Origin of the sequence: Cupriavidus sp. TMH.W2 (assembly GCF_050847365.1) — a bacterium.
Classification (GTDB): Bacteria; Pseudomonadota; Gammaproteobacteria; order Burkholderiales; family Burkholderiaceae; genus Cupriavidus.
The window spans coordinates 54655-73375 of the sequence record NZ_CP193792.1 but is presented as its reverse complement, the minus strand read 5'-3'; the positions used below and the strand labels follow the sequence as shown (position 1 = coordinate 73375).

The window sequence follows — 18721 nt, the reverse complement described above, 5'->3', positions numbered from 1 at the left end:
AGCAAAAGCGTTTACCGTGCGGCGCGAGAAGCTAAGCCTTGGGCGATGCATAGCCCAAGGCAAGAAGATTCGATCTCGCTGACAACGGAGCGCATACCATGCCGGATCCAGGTAAAGAACTGCGGACTTATGGCGATCCCCTGCTCAGGGGACTGACCGGGCGACAGGCATACTTCCTCGAAGTCCCCGGCACCGCCAGCGCCGCCGCGCTGTCGGTGGTGTCATTCGAAGCGGTGGAGCGGCTGGGCGAGCCCTATACCGTCACCATCCAGCTGACACACCCGCTTGATCTCGATCGCGCCGACTATCTGGGCAAGGAAGCCACGTTCCTGATCGATCCCGCCGACGGCACCGAGCCGCGCAAGTTTTCCGGCTGCATCCTGCAGTTCAGCAAGATCCGCCAGACCCCCGACTTCTGCGGCTACCAGATCGTGCTGGAACCACTCATCGCACGACTGCGGCTTACCCGCGCCAGCCGCCTCTACCAGCAGAAGACCGCACCTGAAATCATCGAGGCGATCCTGCGCCGGCACGGGTTGAAGGGTCACCAGTTCGTCTTCAAGATTCGCCGTAAATGTCCACAGCACCGATTCAGATTTCAGTACCAGATGTCCGACTGGGCGTATATCCGGCTGCTGATGGAGCAGGAGGGGCTTTACTGCTATGCCATGCCGGGAAAATTCGGCGAGCTGGTGGTGTTTGGCGACGATATCGACCACTACATCTACCAACCGGAACTGCGGGTGCCGTACCGTGAAACGGCGGGACTTGAATCCGGCACCGAAGCGGTGTTCGACCTGAAGACCCATGCGCAGACTGTGCCGGAGTCGTTCGTGGTTGCGGACTACAACCCCGATCAGTCCTACGAGCGCTTCAGGGCCGAGGCAAACATCGCCCGCAAGGACAAGACGACCTACGGCCAGCCCTATGTCTATGGCACCCACCACCTGGATCAGGACGGCGCCAAATGGGAGGCCCAGCTGCGCCACGAGAGCGCGATTTCAGGGCAGCTGATTATCTCGGGCGCAAGCAACGTCCTGGAACTGCGCCCCGCTCGCATACTGCGGATGGACCAGGCGTTGCCGGATGCGCCAAACGGCGTGGTGGTCACCGAGGTCATCCACAGCGGGGCACGCGACGCAGCCTACCGCAATGCCTTCAAGGCCATCCCATCGGACCGGCGCTTCCGGCTGCCGCTCAACGAAGACAAATGGCCGAAGATCCACGGCACACTGAGTGCCCGCGTCACTTCGCCGGGCCGCTACAAGTATGCCTACCTCACCCAGCAGGGCTACTACACCGTCCGCTTCGACCTGGACTTCGACGAATGGCCCAACGGTGGCGAAAGCGTGCCGCTGCGCCTGGCCAAGCCGTTTGCCGGGGCCAGGCAGACGGGATTCCACTTCCCGGCACTGGACGGCACCGAAGCGGGGATTGCGTTCCTCGACGGCAATCCGAACAAACCGTATATCGCTCATTTCCATCACCACAGCCAGCACCCGGACCTGATCACCAGCCAGGACGGCTGGCTGTCGCGCAATGTCATTCGCACGCAGAGCAACAACAAGATGCGGATGGAGGATAGTGCGGGGCGGGAGAGCATCAAGCTCTCGACTGAATATGGAGGGAAGACCCAACTCAATCTGGGTTATCTCGTTGACCACCAGAAGCAGAAGCGAGGCGATGGTTTTGAGTTGCGTACCTCGGGGTGGGGGGCGATTCGGGGTGGCAAGGGGTTGTTTCTGTCGGCCGATGATCAGCCAGGCGCTGAAGGGAAGCAACTCGACATGCAAGACGCCGAGGCAACGCTCAAGCAGGCCATGGACATGATGCGTTCCCTAAACGATTCGGCCGATGCGGCGCGAGCATGGCTTGCTGAAATCGACCAGCAGCGCGCACTCATCGAACAGAAGCTCATGGGCCTGCAGAAGCCGGTACTCGTCGCGAACGCACCCGAAGGCGTAGGCGTCACGAGTGGAAAGAACATGCTGTTGGCAGCGCGCGCACAGATGTTCGTGACCGCAGGGCGGGGCCTGGATATTGGCGTGTTCAAGCGCGTGACCGTGGCTGCCGGCGAAGCCATCTCACTATTCGCCGCAAGACTCGGGATTCGCATTTTCGCTGCGAAAGGCAAGGTACAGGTTCAGTCGCAAGGGGATGGGTTGGAGTTGCTGGCGCTCAAGGATATCGCCATGAGTTCATCGTCGGGCGAAATAATCATCACCGGCGCAAAAGGCATCACGTTGGGCGATGGCGCCGGTGCGTACGTGAAGATCGCCAACGGAAGAATCGAGATCGCGAGCCCAGCCGGAAAGGTCGATATCAAGGGAAATCTTGATGTGAGTGGACCAGCCGGGGGAAGTTTCACGTTCCCCAACTGGACGAGCGCTCCCCTGAAGGACGGGAAGGGTGACATGAACTTCGGCTTTTCTGAGTGAGCGCAAGCATGGCAACGAAGACACCAGCAAGTTCCCCCAGCACCCCTGTCAAACAACTGCGTTTCGCCTTTCCATTTCGTAAGAAGCCGCAGGATAGCGGAACGGCCAGTGCCAATTTCACCAACGAGCACGAAGTCCACAGACTGCTGAAGCGGGAGCCATCTGGAGGATATGCCGTCAGCAGCAAGGGCATGTGGCATGGCGGCATCCATGTGACCGAGGCCGGTGCCGGGCAGTCACTGGACCTGAAGCATGGGGTGCTCTGTATTGCGGACGGCGAGGTCGTGGCGTGGCGCTTGAACCGCGTCTACCTCGTAAGCGAAATCGCCGCCCAGGATGGCAAGCCCGCCTTCCATGCCCCCTATAGCACTGGATTCGCCCTCGTGCGGCACACCCTCGAGTTCCCCAAAGACACGAAGCTTACGTTCTTCAGCTTGTACATGCATTTGCAGGATTTTGCAGGCTATGAAGCTGACAAGACGCTGCGCAAGCCGGCCTACTGGTCTCCTGACTTCAAGGTCACCGGATACGCGAGAGACAAGCCACGTGCATCCGCGGGCCAAACAGCGCCTGCGCAGCGAACAGGACTAAGGGTCCGGGCCTCGCACCCGCACGGCGCACCGCTGTGCATCCTGCCCCAAGGAGCGCAGATCAGCCTGAGCAGGCGTGAAGGCAACTGGGGAAAGATCAGGGACACGCATGGCGCACAGTTGATTCCCCCAAGAACTGGAGACTATGTCGCCAGGCAACTGGGGAAAGATCAGGGACACGCATGGCGCACAGTTGATTCCCCCAAGAACTGGAGACTATGTCGCCCCATCGGCCGCGATTGACGGTTGGGTCTTCCTGGGCGATGAGAATGGCGGGAGCGTTGTCGAGGAGGTGATGCCGGAATCGTCACTGGATCGCGTGGTCGTGCCGTCAACGCCAGTACCGATCAAGGCTGGTCAGCTGATCGGGCATCTCGGGCGCTATGACTCCCTTACGCAGCAAACGCCTAACCGCATGGTCCACATCGAGGTGTTCTGCGGCGATGAAATCAAGTCGTTCATCGACAAGGGCCGTACGTGGATCAGTGCCAACGGGGCGCAGGCGAGCGCCTGGAAGCAACTGGGATTGCCCGCAGACCCGACGATTCTGCGTATCGATAAGAAGACCACCTTGTACAAGGCGGCCAATCAAGCAGGCCAAGACGCGCCTCAGACCGACGTGATCCAGGTGGCAGCGCTTTCTGAGCTGGGCAAGCAGCGCGAGAACCAGTACACCGAAACCCAAGCAGGAAGCGACGGGCTGAAGGGTCGCTGGTGGAAGGTCGAGGGCGCTGACGTGCTTCGCCGCGACATTACCGGCTGGGTGCGTGAGCAGAACTTCGCAGGTGGGCGAGTAACACGGGAGTTTCCGCAGAAGTGGGTGGATTTTGAGGCTTTCGACGACCCGCACGATCAGACGCATACGATCTTCGCCAATGCCAAGGCATTTGTTGACTACTCGATAGGTGCCGACGTGCCCGAACGGGGGGCGCTGGGCAAGCTTAGCCCGCTGATGGGGAAGGTCTACCGTGCGCTTTATCCGACTGGGGAGCAAAGCAGGGCTGCGGACGAACTCTGTGCTGCCGCGGGGGATCCCCCCCGCGGCAGAATAGATGTCGCCCCTATAGAATTTGAACCCTGGGGGCGATAAGAGAAAGAAGTGGCTCGTTACGGACAAGAATTCAAGGACCGGGCGGTAGCACGGTTGTTACCGCCGGAGAGTGCGGCGGTGGAAGTGGTTTCAAGGGAATTGGGTGTGGCAGTGGCCACGCTTGAGCGCTGGCGTGCGGACGCTATGTCCATGCCCGCTCGCGAGCGAGCATGGACAGCGGCGGCCAGGTTTGAGGCGGTGCTGGCGACGGCTGCGATGGACGAGGCCAGTAAGAACGCCTGGTGCCGTGAGAAAGGTGTGTATCCGCAGGAGTTGGAGCAGTGGCGCACCGCCGCCACGCAGGCGCTGGCTGAGCCCGAGGATGCGCGCGCCACCCATCGTGAGACCAAGGCCGATCGGCGCCGCATCAAGGAACTCGAGCGCGAGCTGCGCCGCAAGGAGAAGGCCCTGGCCGAAGCCGCCGCCCTGTTGATACTCTCAAAAAAGCTCGAGGGCATCTTCCCGAAGGACAAGGACGAGGACGCATGATCGGCCTGGAAGATCGCCACACGATGGTCCGCCATATCGAAACCGCTCACGCAGGCGGTGCTCGCCTGCGCCTGGCCTGCGAGGTAGCTGGCATAACCGTGCGGACGCTGCAACGCTGGAAGGCCCACGATGGCTTGGTGGTCGGCGACCGCCGCCCCGGGGCCGAGCGGCCCACGCCCGCGCATGCGCTGAGCATCGAGGAGCGCGAACGCATTCTGGCCGTTGCCAACGAGCCGCGCTTCGCCGACATGCCGCCGGCGCGCATTGTGCCCATGCTGGCCGATGAGGGTGTCTACCTGGCCAGCGAGTCGAGCTTCGGCCGGGTGCTGCGCGCCCATGGGCAGGCCCGGCACCGAGGACGCGCCAAGGCGCCGCGCCAAAGCCGTCCGCCCACCACGCACGTGGCCACCGGGCCACGCCAACTGTGGTGTTGGGACATGACCTATTTGCCGGCTGAGGTCGCCGGGCGCTGGTTCTATCTGTACCTCATCCTGGACGTGTACAGCCGCAAGATCGTGGGTTTCGAGGTTCACGACCGTGACGACGCCGACCACGCGGCGCATCTGGTCAAGCGCACGGCGCTGGCCGAAGGCATCCATGCCATGGCGGCCAAGCCGGTGCTGCATGGCGATAACGGCGCCACGCTCAAGGCCACCACGGTGCTGGCGATGCTGCACTGGCTGGGGGTCAAGCCTTCGTACTCGCGCCCGCGCGTGAGCGACGACAATGCCTTCGTCGAAAGCCTCTTCCGCACGGCCAAGTACCGGCCGGAGTTCCCGTCTACAGGCTTTGCCGATCTGGCCACGGCGCGTACGTGGGCGGCCCACTTCGTCCACTGGTACAACCATGAGCACCGGCACAGCGGCATCCGCTACGTGAGCCCGGCACAGCGCCACGCCGGTCAAGACGACAAGATTCTCGCCGCGCGCCACGCGCTGTACGTTCAGGCCCGTGAGCGCAACCCGCGTCGCTGGTCATGCAACACTCGAGATTGGTCGCCAATCGACACGGTCACGCTCAATCCGGAGCGCGAGATTGCCGTGCCCACCGGTATCAAGCCAGGCGCCGAAAACCAGCGTTTGGCTGCATGAATGAGGCGACATCTACCTTGACGCGCGCCGGATCCGTGGAGGGCGCTACGGATGTCTCGTTTGATTATCAAGCATGAGAGCGAATGGGCGAATGCTGGGAAGTGGAAGCAGCTGGTCGGCGAAATTGAGAAGCAGACTGGGCCTCGAGCTCTGCACGGGGCGGAGCAAGAGCGAATCGAGAAGCTTGTCTGGTGGGACGATGTGAAGTCCCGTGTGGTCGACTTGCCTGGGTCGAATGCTTTTCATATCCATCCGATTGGCTTGATCGGGAATTTCGCCGTAGCAGGCTGCAAAGCTCAGGAAATTTCCTCGGAAGACCTAAAACGCATAGCCACGGCCGCAGCTGATGAACTAATCCACGAGTACACGGCACCATTGAACCAGGCGTTTTCCGATTATAAATTCGACACCTGCATATCACAAGGGCACTTTCTTGCTCAAATTCTTCACGAAAGTGGAGAATTTAAGTACACACGAGAACTCGGAAAAACCAAGTCGTATGACCCATGGCGCGGCCGCGGGCTTATTCAGATCACATTTGAGAGCAATTACCGATCCTACCAGGATTATTCGAAACACGATTCCACTTCAAATCAGACAGCAATGGAAAGCCTCGAAAGGCCACCTCACGCCCTACTGTCGGCGGCGTGGTTTTATGTTATTCACTCGGACTTACTTGGCCCCAGCAATGCCGATGATTTCATCTGGATCACAAGAATAATTAACGGCGGATTCAATGGGTACGATGATCGTCTCAAGTATTTCAATCGTGCGATACAAGCCCTGAACCTTCAAAACTGCCTGAAACTCAACCGGAACGGTCAGTATCGATTCGAAGAAAGCTCGGCTTACAATGAAAAGAGAGCTTCTTGTGCGTGGGGCATGTGGCACGATCCCGGGCTCGACAAGCCCGGAATATCGAATAAGGATAAAACTGAAGCATTAAAAGGATACAAGCGATATCTCGAACTCGATTCATCCGCAGGAAGCCCGGTCGACAAGAGTGGCCATCCGAAGGATAAGAACTGGTATGGCATAAGAGGTTACGTCAAATCATTCGTGCAAGATAGGCATAACGTTCTAGAAGCGATATGAAAACACTAAAAATCTTCAACTCCCTTCGTCACGCCCTTATCGAGCTGTTCGTCGTCGCGACTAGCCTCCTGCTACCGATTATAGCTCACGCGATGCACGGCGAGCTACAGAGCGATTTCGAAGGCAACAACATGACGGGGCGAATTATTTATCGAGAAACATCCACGGGTCTTTCGGTGGAATACCACTCGCCCTCACTCAATAAAATTCTCCTCTATTCCGTGCAGAAATTTGATGATTGTAGCTCCATGACGATCTACAAAATCCCGAACACCCGACAAATAGCCATTGATGGGAGCTGCTCCAGCCAAGGAGGCCAGATATACCGATTGGTATACGAATGGAAGCGCAATTACTCCAATTGGTGCCTAGTCAGGGAGATCACTGGTGAGCGATCCGATCTTACCGCTGGAAAGTTCCTGCCATCAGAGCAAGTGCTAAGAACCAAAGACTGTTCAGGCATTGGGACGACAGAAGCATATGCCTATGAATCATCCGCAGAAACCGCCAAGGACATCGAGCGCAGCCTGGAAAGCTTTGAATCAGCAAGAAAGGATGCAGACACGCTGGATCGCTATCTTAATTCAATTACAGCCTACGACTCAGCGGAACTAGCTGAGTATGTGAGCACAACGAATGTTCGAGATATCAACGACATTGCGCACTTTCTCGCAGAAAAAGGCAGATCAGATGATGCAATTCCGCTCCTCGAAGCAATCCTCAAAAAATTTCCGAAACGGATCGTTACCAAATTAAACCTTGCGGACGCCTATTGGAATATTGGAATAAAAGTCCTGGCGTCCCAACTATACGACCAGTATTACCATGACATGACATCAAACAACATGAAACCGAAGATACCACCAAGGGTTATTGATCGAATGAAGTAGACGAGCTTGCCACCAACATAGTTTTTCAAAAAAACGTCTATTTGGCGTTACCGTCCAGCACTTCTTTCAATAGAGCCAAGATGATAAAGCGCACGATCGTCGCGCCAATGCTGCTGAAGATAAAAAATTGCCGCCTGATTTGGGATATTGTTAGAAAGCCGACCGGCGGGGATTTTTATGCCCCTAGCAAAGCGGCACTGGATCATGCCAAATAACCCGCCCACATCAGGCTTGGACTGTCAAATTACTATGTCTACGACTCATAAATGGGCTCTGTTGGCATTAATAGCAAAATGGTCCCCTATCGCCTTTCCTTGGTGCGAGGGAAAAGATACTCAATTGGCTGGCTATTGCAACGAGGTTGGTGAGTGCGCAATGTCTCTGAATAACGTGGCCCCGACAAAGGATGATCTGTGCGACTCATCCGATTTTTCAGCATTCTGGACCAAGGGAACTGAGCGATATCTAATTCAATGTCGGAGCGGAAATACCGCTGAAGATAACATCGTGTGGATCGTAGACCGGAAGAGCGGGCTCTTTCGCAGCCTGAATTACGGCCGCTTTTATAGTAAAGGCGCACTCGAGGAAAATCCCAATATGACCATCCCAGATAAATTCGCGTCGCGGGCTCTTTGCAGCCCGATCGACATACCAAAACTCATGGCCAGTGATTTCGTACTGCTCGACAAGAGACCGACCGACGACGACGAAGGACCTTACTGTTATGAGCCGACATATTTGACAATAAAAATGGGAAAGCTCGTCATCCGCACTAATCGTCGTACTGATAAATGCAGTGACTCCGACCACGTCGCACACGAAGTACCCGCTCGCGACCGGGTGCGCCTGATTCATCTTTTGGATGCAGCGCGCAATTGCCGCGCAACGGTCCGATAAATGCCCATCGATTTCGCGCGGGTACCGCCACAGGTCCCGGTACCGGCTCTTCCCCGCCCGTCAAAGCTGATCTGGTCAGCCTTGCTGGTCGGCGTGCTTTGCCTGGGTGCTGCCCTGACGATCCTTCTATGGCCCGCGGGCAGGCCGACGAATACTGTTCGATTTTGGTTCTACGTTGCCGGCTATCCGGTGATGACCTGGGCGCTGATGCTGTCTGGCTATCTCGGATTCTCGTCTATACGGATAAGCCAGGCCCTCGCAATCAATCGCGCCAGCGAAATTATGGAAGAGGCCTGCCATGCAATGGCTGGCAAACCTCGGGTCATGCTGGCGCATGCGTGGTGCTTTTCCTGCGACGATCAGGAAAACAGCGCGCAAGGGATCGTGGACGGCACTTTGCGAATAGCGCCGCGACCAAGCGGGGCCGACCCTGGCGTTGATGTCAACGCTCGCTGGCTGCAGATTCCCGACCGGCCTTTTTACCCGGGCAATGAACTGACCGAACACAGCCGTCACCGGGTGGTATGTGACTGGCTGCTCCAACGGTTGGTAGAGCAAATCGGCAAGGAGCTGGCGCAACTACCAGCGGATACCTTCCTTCACGTCGATCTGTGCATACGGTCGTCTGTGGAGCTGTCGGAATTGCATGCTCGCCTGGAGGCATTGATCCGTGCCAAGGCACCGGCAATCCGGCTGAAGATCGACGCATCGCCAGATCACCTGTCCTTGTTCTCCATCGATACCTGGCATGACCGACTCCAACCTGGCGATGCGCAGCTGCTAGTCTCGATTCAGCTATGCAACGCGATCAGTGAGCGGCTGCCGGACGGCGCTGCGGAAGCGGGCGTGGCGATTCTGTTGGGATCGGCTGGGCGCACACGTAGCCCGGCGACGAATACCCCGAAGCTGCACATACATCGCCCTGCCATTGGCGGACCGGACGCGGCTGTGCAGACGGTCGGCCTTGGCGTGCGCTGGGGACAGGCCTCGGCCTCACAGGTCAAGACTATCTGGAGTCACGTCCCATCAGAGGACTTTGCGCGCCCTATCAAAGCCGCGTTCAGTGACGGCGCCAAATGGGTCCAAGTGGACAAGACAATCGGCGATTGTGCCGGCACCGGAGGCTGGCTTGCCACGGCGCTGGCCGCTGAGCACGCATTGCTTACTGGAGAGCCGCAACTCGTGCTCTCACAACAAGGCAGCGACATGGTCGCGCTCATATGCAGGACGCAAGTATGAATGAGAAGAAGCCTCTGCCGGTTGCGCTCTATATCGGCATCGCCGTATCGATCGTATTTCTGGTCGTAGGCATGACCGTCTGGTTCGAAGGACCCGACCGGGGGCTCTCGAACGACCAACGCACCATCATAGCGCTCAGCCTCGTTGCCGGTCTTCTTGTGGTGCTCTTCCTTGTGAAGTATCTGGAGGCTGTCATTCAATGGATTGCCTCGCGGCGCGCACTGAGGGAGCTGGCGAGCCATGATCGCGAGAGTCAGGCGCTTGATGGTGGGATTACACGCGGGAACGCATTGGCACAGTTGGATGCGCTACGTATCGCAGTTCGCGCACGCTACGGTATGCGTTGGCGCTACCGCCAGCCCTGGCTTCTTCTGACTGGTGACAACAACGCTATCGTAAAGCTCCTTCCCGAATTCGCCGACCAGGGTTGGCTGCTCACGGCAGATGTAGTGTTGCTGTGGTGCAAGACCGGGGCAAACGGCGAGCCGGATGCTGACTGGCTCAAGCGGCTTTACAAACTAAGGCGGCGCAGACCGGTGGATGCCATTGCTCTCGTCGCCGACGGCGAGGCTGCATGGCACGCGCGACGTCCGGGCGCCTTGCCCTACGGTGTCTGCTTGGCGCGAATCGCCGAAGTGCTGCGTTGGTCCGCCCCCGTCTACGTGCTCGACGTAGCGAAGGCGGATCCCGTCGCCAATGGCAATTCGCCGGTAATCGGCTGCGATTTGCCGCCACAAGCGGATGCGGCCGCCATCAAAGACGCCCTGCAGGTGTTGCGCGACCGCCTGGCACAGCGGGGCGTCGAGCGGCTCCTTCACAACCAGAAGGACCGGTATCAGGGCAACCTCTCCGCGCAACTCGATCAGCGCAGCAACGTGCTGGCTGACGCTGTCGCTAACCTGGCTGGCGGCCAGCATCGACGCATCCCGGTTGCCGGCATCGTGTTCGCACCGTATCCACTGACAGATAGCAAGAGCACGGACATGCAGGCCAGCGGCGAACTGCCCCTCTGGCAGTACCTGGGCGATGCGGCTCGTGTCCGACCAGGTCGCCGGGTCGGCTGGCACCCGCTCACGGTGTGTTCCATGCTGGCGATAGGGGCCATCGCCATCTGGACCGCCGGCATGCTGCTATCCGGTCTCCAGAACAGCCACGAGGTCCACACCGCCGAACAAGCAATACACGATATCCAATCCGCCCCCAACCCCGCCGCCCGCCTGCGCGCACTGCTGGCGCTCCAACAGCAGATCGAACGCTACGAGTACCGTACGCAGCATCACGCCCCTCTCAGTACACGCTTCGGCCTCAATCGCGATCCGGCCGTGCTGGAAGCCTTGTGGAAACCCTATGCACAAGCCAGCCGCCGCTTGCTGGCTACGCCGGTGCAGCAAGACCTGGAGGCCACGCTGGTAGATCTGGCGCAATCGCAGACAAGCTCCCTGGACGAGCAGACCGGCAAGTGGGCACTGAGCGGACACGATCAACTCAAGACCTACCTGATGCTGGCCAACCCTCAGCGCGCAGAGCCATCCTTCCTGACAGAGCAACTGGTGCGACATTGGTCCACCGAAGCACGCATCACGCCGGGCGAGCAACAAGACCTAGCCGAACGCCTGCTCACGTTCTACGCCCAGCACCTGAAGGCCAACCCATCCTGGCGCATCGAATCCCGGCCCGAGGTGGTAACGGGCGCGCGCCAGACGCTGCTGGCCGTGATCGGGGAGCGCAATGCCCAGGACACGGTCTATCAGGGCATCCTCACCGCATTCGCCGACAACAGCGGCAACAAGTATCCGGACAAAACCCTGGCGTCGCTCACCGCCGGCACCGATCCCCGGGGGCTGATGCGCGCCACCGCGATCGTGCCTGGCGTCTTCACCCGCGAGGCCTATGAGGGATATATCGCCCCCGCGATCGAGGTGGCAGCCAAGCGGACAGAGATTGCCAGCGACTGGGTGCTCACCGACGGCAGTCCACAATCCACGCAAGCGCCAACGCAGACAGCAAGCCACTCCGCCGAAGCACTACAGGCGGCTCTCACCGAGCAATACTTTGCCGACTACGCCGACCACTGGCAGGGCTTCATGAACAGCCTGCAGTGGGCGGAAGCGCGCACGCTTCCCGCCGCGATCGACCAACTCAAGCTGATGGCCGACGCGCGCCAGTCACCCGTGACCGCGCTGATGAGATCGCTCGCGTACCAGGGTGGCGCCGGTGCCCGCAAGGACTCGTTGTCCGATACGCTGGTTGCCAAGGCGCAGGACCTGCTGGGCAAGAACGCCGCAGCGTCCGGGCAGATCAAGCCAGACGCCTCGGGGCCGCTTGGCGCCGCCTTCGGCCCAGTGCTGCGGCTGGTGGCGCAGACGCAGGCCGGGCGGGACGTCAATGGTGACTTGAGCCTGCAACGCTTTCTCGACCGCGCCACGGCACTGCGCCTGCGCTTGCAGCAGGTCAGCAACAGCGCCGATGCCGACGCGCAGGCCCGCCAGATGGCGCAGGCGCTGTTTCAGGGCAAGGGCTCGGAACTCGCCGATACCCAGGCCTATGCCCAGCTGATGGCCGCCAGCCTTGGCAGCCAATGGGCGGGCATGGGCGAGACGCTGTTCGTGCGCCCGATCACCCAGGCCACACAAACCGTGCTGCAACCGGCGCAGGCAAGCCTGAACGACGCCTGGCGGCAGAGCATCGTAATAGCGTGGGGCCGCTCGTTCGCCGGGCGCTATCCGTTTGCGGATAGTGCCAACGACGCCTCCCTGCCCGAACTGGCGCGCTTCCTGCGCCCACAGACCGGGCTGATCGGCGCGTTCCTCGGCACGCAGCTGGCCGGCGTGCTGGAACTGCAGGGCGATCAATGGGTACCGGCCGCCAGCGGCGGACAGGCACTGGCCTTCGATCCGACTTTCCTCAAGTCGATCAACACCCTGCAGCGCATCGCCGCCCACCTGCTGGCGCAAGGCGAGCCGCAGTACCGCTTCGAGCTCAAGCCAATTCCCACGCCGGGCCTGACCGACACGGTACTGACCGTTGACGGGCAGAAGCTGCACTACTACAACCAGCGCGAGACTTGGCAGGCGATGACGTGGCCCGCCACCAACCTGCAGGACCTGGGGACGCGGCTGCAGTGGCAGAGCGAGAAGGCTAGTACGAACAAGAGTTATGAGTTTGGTGGCCGATGGGGACTGGTACGCATGCTGGAGCGGGCACATGTTGAGCCATTGGACAGTGCCACCTATCAGCTGACCTGGCGTGGGATTCCGGACACCAAGGGGTTAAAGGCCGGTGCTGGTGAGGGCGCGGCCGATGGAAACGGGCAAGCCACTGCTGGTGCCACGGATGGTGATGCCGACAGCCTGGTGGCTCGTGCCGCGAAGGTTCCTGCTTCTGCCGAATTGACCTACCCGATCAGCTATCAACTGCGTACCGAGGTTGGGCAGGGACCGCTGGAGATGCTGATGCTGCGTGGTTTTGTGCTGCCGTCGCGGATCTTCGCGGGGGGTGAGCAGCCGCAGATCGCGGCGCGGGAAATGGCCGGTCCGCGCAAATAGGCGCCTCTGCTCAACATGGTCATGCTCAACAGAGGAGCAGCAAGTGCAGGCATAGACGAAGTTCCGACGGCGTCCTGACTGAGGCAAGTCATACATTCGCCATCATCCCGTCAGGCCCCAACGCCCGGCTCGCGATTCAATCGGCGTGAGGGCTGCGCTCCTCCACAGTGATCCGGTGCAACAGCCGATCATACCCATCGTAACCACCAGTAGCCGCATGGTTCACGCATCGGTTATCCCAAACGACAAGCATCCCCTGCGACCAGCGATGGCGGTACACGAACTCCGGCCGAGCCTGATGCTCGAACAGCGCACGCAGGATCGGTGCAGCCTCCTCGTCGCCCATGCCATCGATGCCGATCGTGTAGCCCATGCTGACGAACAAGGCCGTGCGCCCGGTTTCGGGATGCTTGCGCGCAATGGGGTGTAGCTGCGTTGCCAGCGCACTGTCCGAATAGCGGATCGCCATCGAACGCCCCTTGTCCTTTTCCCCATACGCGCCTTGCCGTGAATAGCCGCGCCGCGCGGAGTGGACGCCTTGCCTGCCGGCCACCAGTGATCTGAGTTCCGCCGGCAGCGCTTCCCAGGCGGCGTACTGGTCGGCGAACAGCGTGTCGCCGCCCTCTGGCGGAATGACGTCGCCGTAAAGCACCGTTGCCGCCGGTGGCTGCGCCAGGAAGCTCCAGTCCGAGTGCCAGGTCTCGGCGAAGATCGGCGTGCGCTCGGCGGCATCGCGCCGGACTTGCGCGACATGGGGGTGGCCAGGAATGGCCGTGAAGTAGGGATCGCTGCCGAGCGGGCCGATCGTGGAAGCGAAGCGTTCGATGTCCTCGATGGCCAGGTCCTGGTCGGTGAAGGCAAGGACCTTGTGCTCAAGCCAGTGCCGGCGTATTTCGGCAACCTGCGTATCGGTCAGTGCCTGCTTCAGGTCCAGGCCTTTGACCAGCGCGCCGCAGGGAGCGCCCTGGGGCAGAACTTGCATTGCCATTGCATCTCCTTAATCAGGGTAAGGAAGCGAGCGGGGAACGCAAGGCGAATAGCGTCACGCGCGCACTGCTCAGCCCTTCCCCCCCGCACGGCCCACCTTCGCAACCCGCTTCACAGGCACCAACGCAGCCGCCGCATCCTCGGCCCTGTCCGCATTGACCAACACCCCCGCCGAGACAATATAGGCCGCCGCGCTCTCGATATCCCCGCGCAGCGCCGCGCATGCAGCCGCACTGTCATGCCTGCGCAGGGCTTCGATCAGATTGTCGTGATGCTTGACCGCGACGCGCTCTTCCACGCGGCGTGATCCGGAGCGGAGGTCATGGTTAAGAATCGGGCCGATGCGCAGCCACTGCGACTCGATCATCTGCAACAGGATCGGCATGCGCGCCGCCGCGTAGACGGCAAAGTGAAAGGCCTGGTTCGCGGCGATGACATCCGCACCGTCCGGACTGCGTTTGGACATCTCGTCGGCAAACCGGCGGTGCAGTGCCTGTACCTGCTTCAGTTCCTCATCGGTGATGCGCTCTGCCGCAGTCGCGGTGGCGAGTCCCTCCAGTTGGATCCGGATCTTGGTGATTTCCTCGAACTGCCTGACGCTCATCCTCGGTACCCGCAGTGCACGGTTTGGCGTGAGTTCAAGTGCCTGTTCGGCAACCAGGCGATGCACCGCTTCCCTCACCGGCATGACGCTGACGCCCAGTGCGGCAGCAATGTTGCGCAGGGAAATCTGCTCGCCCGGCATCATCTGGCCGCTGATCAGCAAGTCTCGTAGCTGCGTGTAGACGTCGCGGCTGAGGGTCTGGCGGACAAGGGGCGTCACAAGGTCATTCAGGGTCATGCCGCAAAGCATAGCACATAGGGTTATTCTCTATATTTGATCTGTGATCACAGTTCTAATCTTCGTCCGGTAGGCAGGCAGACGCCTGTTCCCAGGAGATTGGAATCATGTGGAAGGATGAATCGCTCGCCGGCAAACGCGCACTGGTAACCGCTGGCGCGGACGGAATTGGCCTGGAGATCACACGGGCCCTTGTGGAGGCGGGCGCCCGCGTTGCGGTTTGCGACGTGGCTGGCGGCAGTCTTGAACGTGTCTGTGCCGAGTTGCCCGGCGTGGTGGCAGTCAGGGCCGATGTGTCGAAGGAAAGCGACGTCGAGGCGCTGTTCCAGGCGGTGGATGCCGCCTTCGGCGGTCTGGATGTGCTCGTCAACAATGCCGGGGTTGCCGGCCCGACCGGCGGTGTCGAAACCCTGTCGCTGGCCGACTGGGAGCGCACGCTTGCCGTCAACATCACCGGCCAGTTCCTGTGCGCCCGCGCCGCGGTGCCGCGCCTGCGGCAGGGGCGCTCGCCGTCGATCGTGAACCTGTCCTCCGCTGCCGGGCATCTCGGCATGCCGGGCCGTTCCGCCTACTCCGCATCGAAATGGGCGGTGGTGGGCTTTACCAAATCGCTGGCGCTTGAACTGGGCGCGGATGGCATCCGTGTCAACACGGTGCTGCCCGGTGCGGTCGACGGCCCGCGTATCCGCGCCGTCATTGCCGCAAAGGCAGAGTCGCTCGCCAAACCGCTTGAGGAAGTCACGCGCAACTACACGTCGCAGGCAGCGCTGTGCCGCATGGTGACGATGCGCGACATCGCCAACATGGTGCGCTTTCTCTGCAGCGACCAGGCGGCCAATGTGCACGGCCAGGAAATGGTCGTGGACGGCCTGACCCAGGCGCTCAGCTAGCGCGCCCGGCGCATTCCGGGGCCGCCGGATATCCGCGGTCCGCAATCCGACAACACCCGACAAAGGAATCACCATGGCCAAGCGAGCCAAAGCCATCATCACCTGCGCCCCGACCGGCGCCATCCACACGCCCAGCATGTCGCCCCACCTGCCGGTGACCGCCGACGAGATCGCACAGGCCGCCATCGACGCGGCGCGCGCAGGGGCCGCCATCCTGCACCTGCACGCCCGCGACCCGAAGGACGGACGCCCGTCGCAGGACCCGGGGCTGTTCCGGCCGTTCCTCGCCAGGATCAGCACCGAGACCAACGCCGTGATCAATATCACCACCGGCGGCAGCCCGCACATGACGGTGGAAGAACGCATGTTGCCAGCCACGACCTTCAAGCCGGAGCTGGCCTCGCTGAACATGGGCTCGATGAACTTCGGCCTGTTTCCGATGCTCGACCGCTTCAAGGAATTCCAACACGACTGGGAGCGCGAACACCTGGAGAACAGCCGCAACCTGATCTTCAAGAACACCTACCAGGACATCGAGAACATCCTGCGCATCGGCAATGCCAACGGCACGCGATTCGAATTCGAGTGCTATGACATCAGCCATCTGTACAACCTGCGGCACTTCCTTGACCGTGGCCTGGTCAGCGGCCCGGTCTTCATCCAATCCGTCTTCGGCATCCTGGGCGGCATTGGCCCCGATCCCGAAGACCTGATGCATATGCACCGCACCGCCCGGCGCCTGTTCGGCGATCAGTTCCGCTGGTCTATCCTGGGCGCCGGCCGCAGCCAGATTCCGCTGGCGACCATCGGCGCGGCCATGGGCGCCAACGTGCGCGTTGGCCTTGAGGACTCACTCTGGATCGGTCCGGGCCAGCTGGCGGCATCCAGCGCCGAGCAGGTCACGCGCATCCGGACCGTGCTCGAAGCCCTGAACATCGACGTGGCCACGCCGGACGAAGCCCGCGACATCCTCAACCTCAAGGGCGCGGCAGGCACCGCGTTCTGAACCGGCGGGGCCGCCACGGCCCGGCCCCGCCCAACCATCGAACACTGAAGATATCAACCAGGCAGAACGGCTGACGCGCGGCCCCAGGGCGCGGCACCATATCCGCCGATGGAGACTACGCACATGCAGACCGTACCCGCCTCAGGCGCGCCGCCGCTGGCCGCGCCGACCGACCGCCCGCTGACCGCACTGCTTTTCCGCAAGCTCATGCCCTTGCTGGTGCTGTCCTATGTGATCAGCTTTCTAGATCGCACCAACATTGCCCTCGCCAAGACCCACATCGCTGTCGACCTGAACATCTCGGCCGCGGCCTACGGCCTGGGCGCGGGTCTGTTCTTCCTCAGCTATGCCTTGCTGGAAATCCCGAGCAACCTGATCATGCATCGGGTCGGGGCACGCTTCTGGATCACACGAATCATGGTGACGTGGGGCCTGCTGTCCGCGGCGATGGCCTTGGTCCAGGGCGAGACCTCCTTCTACATCATGCGCGTGCTGCTCGGGGCGGCCGAGGCGGGGCTGTTTCCCGGTGTGATGCTCTATCTCACGTACTGGTTCGGCCGCGAGGATCGCGCGCGGGCGGTGGGCTACTTCCTGCTCGGCGTCTGCATCGCCAACATCGTCAGCGGCCCGCTGGGCGGCGCGCTGCTTGGCATGGACGGCACGTGGGGCTTCAAGGGCTGGCAATGGATGTTCGTGCTGGAAGGCCTGCCCGCGGTGTTCCTTGCCGCGGTGGTCTGGAAGAAGCTGCCCGACGGTCCAGACAACGCGCCATGGCTGACGCCGGCCCAGGCGCAGGAAGTCCGCAGCCGACTGGCCGCGGAAGCCGCCGATGCCAGCGCCGGCCAAGGTGGCCACTCGTTCCTGAGCGCCATGCGTGATCCGCAGGTCTGGCTGGCGATCTTCATCTACTTCTGCCACCAGATCTCGATCTACACGGTGATCTTCTTCCTGCCGGGCATCATCGGCACCTACGGCAAGCTCACGCCCGTGGAAATCGGGCTGCTCAATTCCCTGCCCTGGATTGCCGCCGCCATCGGGGCCGCATGGCTGCCCCGACATGCCAACACCCCACAGCGCGGCCGCCGCCTGCTCTGCCTGGGGCTGGTCGTGATGGCAGGCGGCCTGCTGATTGCCGCCTTCGCAGGCCCGGTGATGGCGCTCGTCGGCTTCTCGCTGACCGCACTGATGTTTTTCGTGGTGCAGTCGATCGTCTTCCTGTTCCCGTCCTCTCGCCTGAAAGGGGTGGCGCTGGCGGGCGGACTGGCCCTCATCAATACCTGCGGGCTGGTGGGCGGATTCATCGGGCCGTCGGTGATGGGCATCATCGAACAGGCGACTGGCAGTACGCGCAATGGGCTGGTCATTATGGCGGCACTGTTGCTTGTCGCCTGCGTCGTCGCACCGTTTCTGCGGCAGGGGCAGGAACGCTGAAGGGCTGTAAAGCGAGAACAGCACCATGGCAGGAAGTGGTGCTGGCTATATTCCAAGTGCGGCACTCGGCAGGCAACGGCCGGCGCCGCAGTGAACGTGGTAGCACTGGTGCGAACGGAAGGGGGCCGAGAGGCTGCCCCCCGTAAAAAGGGTTCCGGAGCGTTTGAGGCGTCGGCGGTGATGCGTCGGGCTTGCTATGCAA

General features: G+C 61.2%; 14 protein-coding genes. 12 read left to right on the top strand and 2 right to left on the bottom strand.

The window, feature by feature from the left end:
* Positions 1-98: 98 nt before the first annotated feature.
* From ACREYQ_RS00290 to ACREYQ_RS00250, 9 genes are all read left to right on the top strand, one after another.
* Positions 99-2438 (top strand): type VI secretion system Vgr family protein, encoded by a 2340-nt coding sequence (locus tag ACREYQ_RS00290; protein WP_432258834.1) that lies wholly within the window; start codon positions 99-101, stop codon positions 2436-2438.
* An 8-nt stretch (positions 2439-2446) separates the two neighbouring features.
* Positions 2447-3271 carry a hypothetical protein gene (locus tag ACREYQ_RS00285; protein WP_432258833.1) on the top strand — a complete coding sequence of 275 codons (825 nt, stop codon included), beginning with the start codon at positions 2447-2449 and terminating at the stop codon, positions 3269-3271.
* Complete coding sequence (locus ACREYQ_RS00280) at positions 3174-4118, top strand: hypothetical protein (RefSeq protein ID WP_432258832.1); 945 nt, start codon at positions 3174-3176, stop codon at positions 4116-4118. Before ACREYQ_RS00285 ends, ACREYQ_RS00280 begins: the two co-directional genes overlap by 98 nt.
* A gap of 9 nt (positions 4119-4127) precedes the next feature.
* Positions 4128-5698 (top strand): IS3 family transposase gene (locus ACREYQ_RS00275; protein ID WP_432257673.1). Its coding sequence is split into 2 segments (ribosomal slippage): positions 4128-4557 and positions 4557-5698, totalling 1572 coding nucleotides; the frame shifts between segments, so codons are not numbered across the junction.
* Between the two features lie 51 nt (positions 5699-5749).
* Complete coding sequence (locus ACREYQ_RS00270) at positions 5750-6793, top strand: glycoside hydrolase family 19 protein (RefSeq protein ID WP_432258831.1); 1044 nt, start codon at positions 5750-5752, stop codon at positions 6791-6793.
* Positions 6790-7683, top strand: a complete 894-nt coding sequence (locus ACREYQ_RS00265; RefSeq protein WP_432258830.1) for a tetratricopeptide repeat protein — start codon at positions 6790-6792, stop codon at positions 7681-7683. Before ACREYQ_RS00270 ends, ACREYQ_RS00265 begins: the two co-directional genes overlap by 4 nt.
* A 507-nt stretch (positions 7684-8190) precedes the next feature.
* The gene (locus tag ACREYQ_RS00260; RefSeq protein WP_432258829.1) at positions 8191-8580 is read left to right on the top strand and encodes a hypothetical protein; all 390 of its coding nucleotides are present in this window, start codon (positions 8191-8193) and stop codon (positions 8578-8580) included.
* Positions 8581-9819 carry a hypothetical protein gene (locus ACREYQ_RS00255; RefSeq protein WP_432258828.1) on the top strand — a complete coding sequence of 413 codons (1239 nt, stop codon included), beginning with the start codon at positions 8581-8583 and terminating at the stop codon, positions 9817-9819. It abuts the gene before it with no gap.
* A complete protein-coding gene (locus ACREYQ_RS00250; RefSeq protein WP_432258827.1) occupies positions 9816-13364 on the top strand; it encodes an ImcF-related family protein in 3549 nt (1182 codons plus the stop codon). The genes ACREYQ_RS00255 and ACREYQ_RS00250 overlap by 4 nt, the downstream gene beginning before the upstream one ends.
* A gap of 136 nt (positions 13365-13500) precedes the next feature.
* On the opposite strand, the gene ACREYQ_RS00245 is transcribed toward ACREYQ_RS00250, so the two are convergent.
* The gene (locus ACREYQ_RS00245; RefSeq protein WP_432258826.1) at positions 13501-14352 is read right to left on the bottom strand and encodes a TauD/TfdA dioxygenase family protein; all 852 of its coding nucleotides are present in this window, start codon (positions 14350-14352) and stop codon (positions 13501-13503) included.
* A gap of 69 nt (positions 14353-14421) precedes the next feature.
* Positions 14422-15204 (bottom strand): GntR family transcriptional regulator, encoded by a 783-nt coding sequence (locus ACREYQ_RS00240; RefSeq protein ID WP_432258825.1) that lies wholly within the window; start codon positions 15202-15204, stop codon positions 14422-14424.
* Between the two features lie 95 nt (positions 15205-15299).
* On the opposite strand from ACREYQ_RS00240, the gene ACREYQ_RS00235 reads away from it, so the two are divergent.
* The 3 genes from ACREYQ_RS00235 (at position 15300) to ACREYQ_RS00225 (ending at position 18519) form a co-directional block, all read left to right on the top strand.
* Complete coding sequence (locus ACREYQ_RS00235) at positions 15300-16082, top strand: SDR family oxidoreductase (RefSeq protein ID WP_432258824.1); 783 nt, start codon at positions 15300-15302, stop codon at positions 16080-16082.
* A 73-nt stretch (positions 16083-16155) separates the two neighbouring features.
* On the top strand, positions 16156-17088 hold the full coding sequence (locus ACREYQ_RS00230) for a 3-keto-5-aminohexanoate cleavage protein (protein ID WP_432258823.1): 933 nt from the start codon (positions 16156-16158) through the stop codon (positions 17086-17088).
* Between the two features lie 123 nt (positions 17089-17211).
* Positions 17212-18519, top strand: a complete 1308-nt coding sequence (locus ACREYQ_RS00225; RefSeq protein WP_432258822.1) for an MFS transporter — start codon at positions 17212-17214, stop codon at positions 18517-18519.
* Positions 18520-18721 lie beyond the last annotated feature (202 nt).

What these genes read in the sequence shown, in the direction of transcription:
- ACREYQ_RS00290 (WP_432258834.1), top strand. Translation starts at nt 99, where the DNA reads ATGCCGGATCCAGGTAAAGAACTGCGGACTTATGGCGATCCCCTGCTC.
- ACREYQ_RS00285 (WP_432258833.1), top strand. Translation starts at nt 2,447, where the DNA reads ATGGCAACGAAGACACCAGCAAGTTCCCCCAGCACCCCTGTCAAACAA.
- ACREYQ_RS00280 (WP_432258832.1), top strand. Translation starts at nt 3,174, where the DNA reads ATGTCGCCAGGCAACTGGGGAAAGATCAGGGACACGCATGGCGCACAG.
- ACREYQ_RS00270 (WP_432258831.1), top strand. Translation starts at nt 5,750, where the DNA reads ATGTCTCGTTTGATTATCAAGCATGAGAGCGAATGGGCGAATGCTGGG.
- ACREYQ_RS00265 (WP_432258830.1), top strand. Translation starts at nt 6,790, where the DNA reads ATGAAAACACTAAAAATCTTCAACTCCCTTCGTCACGCCCTTATCGAG.
- ACREYQ_RS00255 (WP_432258828.1), top strand. Translation starts at nt 8,581, where the DNA reads ATGCCCATCGATTTCGCGCGGGTACCGCCACAGGTCCCGGTACCGGCT.
- ACREYQ_RS00250 (WP_432258827.1), top strand. Translation starts at nt 9,816, where the DNA reads ATGAATGAGAAGAAGCCTCTGCCGGTTGCGCTCTATATCGGCATCGCC.
- ACREYQ_RS00245 (WP_432258826.1), bottom strand. Translation starts at nt 14,352, where the DNA reads ATGGCAATGCAAGTTCTGCCCCAGGGCGCTCCCTGCGGCGCGCTGGTC.
- ACREYQ_RS00240 (WP_432258825.1), bottom strand. Translation starts at nt 15,204, where the DNA reads ATGCTTTGCGGCATGACCCTGAATGACCTTGTGACGCCCCTTGTCCGC.
- ACREYQ_RS00235 (WP_432258824.1), top strand. Translation starts at nt 15,300, where the DNA reads ATGTGGAAGGATGAATCGCTCGCCGGCAAACGCGCACTGGTAACCGCT.
- ACREYQ_RS00230 (WP_432258823.1), top strand. Translation starts at nt 16,156, where the DNA reads ATGGCCAAGCGAGCCAAAGCCATCATCACCTGCGCCCCGACCGGCGCC.
- ACREYQ_RS00225 (WP_432258822.1), top strand. Translation starts at nt 17,212, where the DNA reads ATGCAGACCGTACCCGCCTCAGGCGCGCCGCCGCTGGCCGCGCCGACC.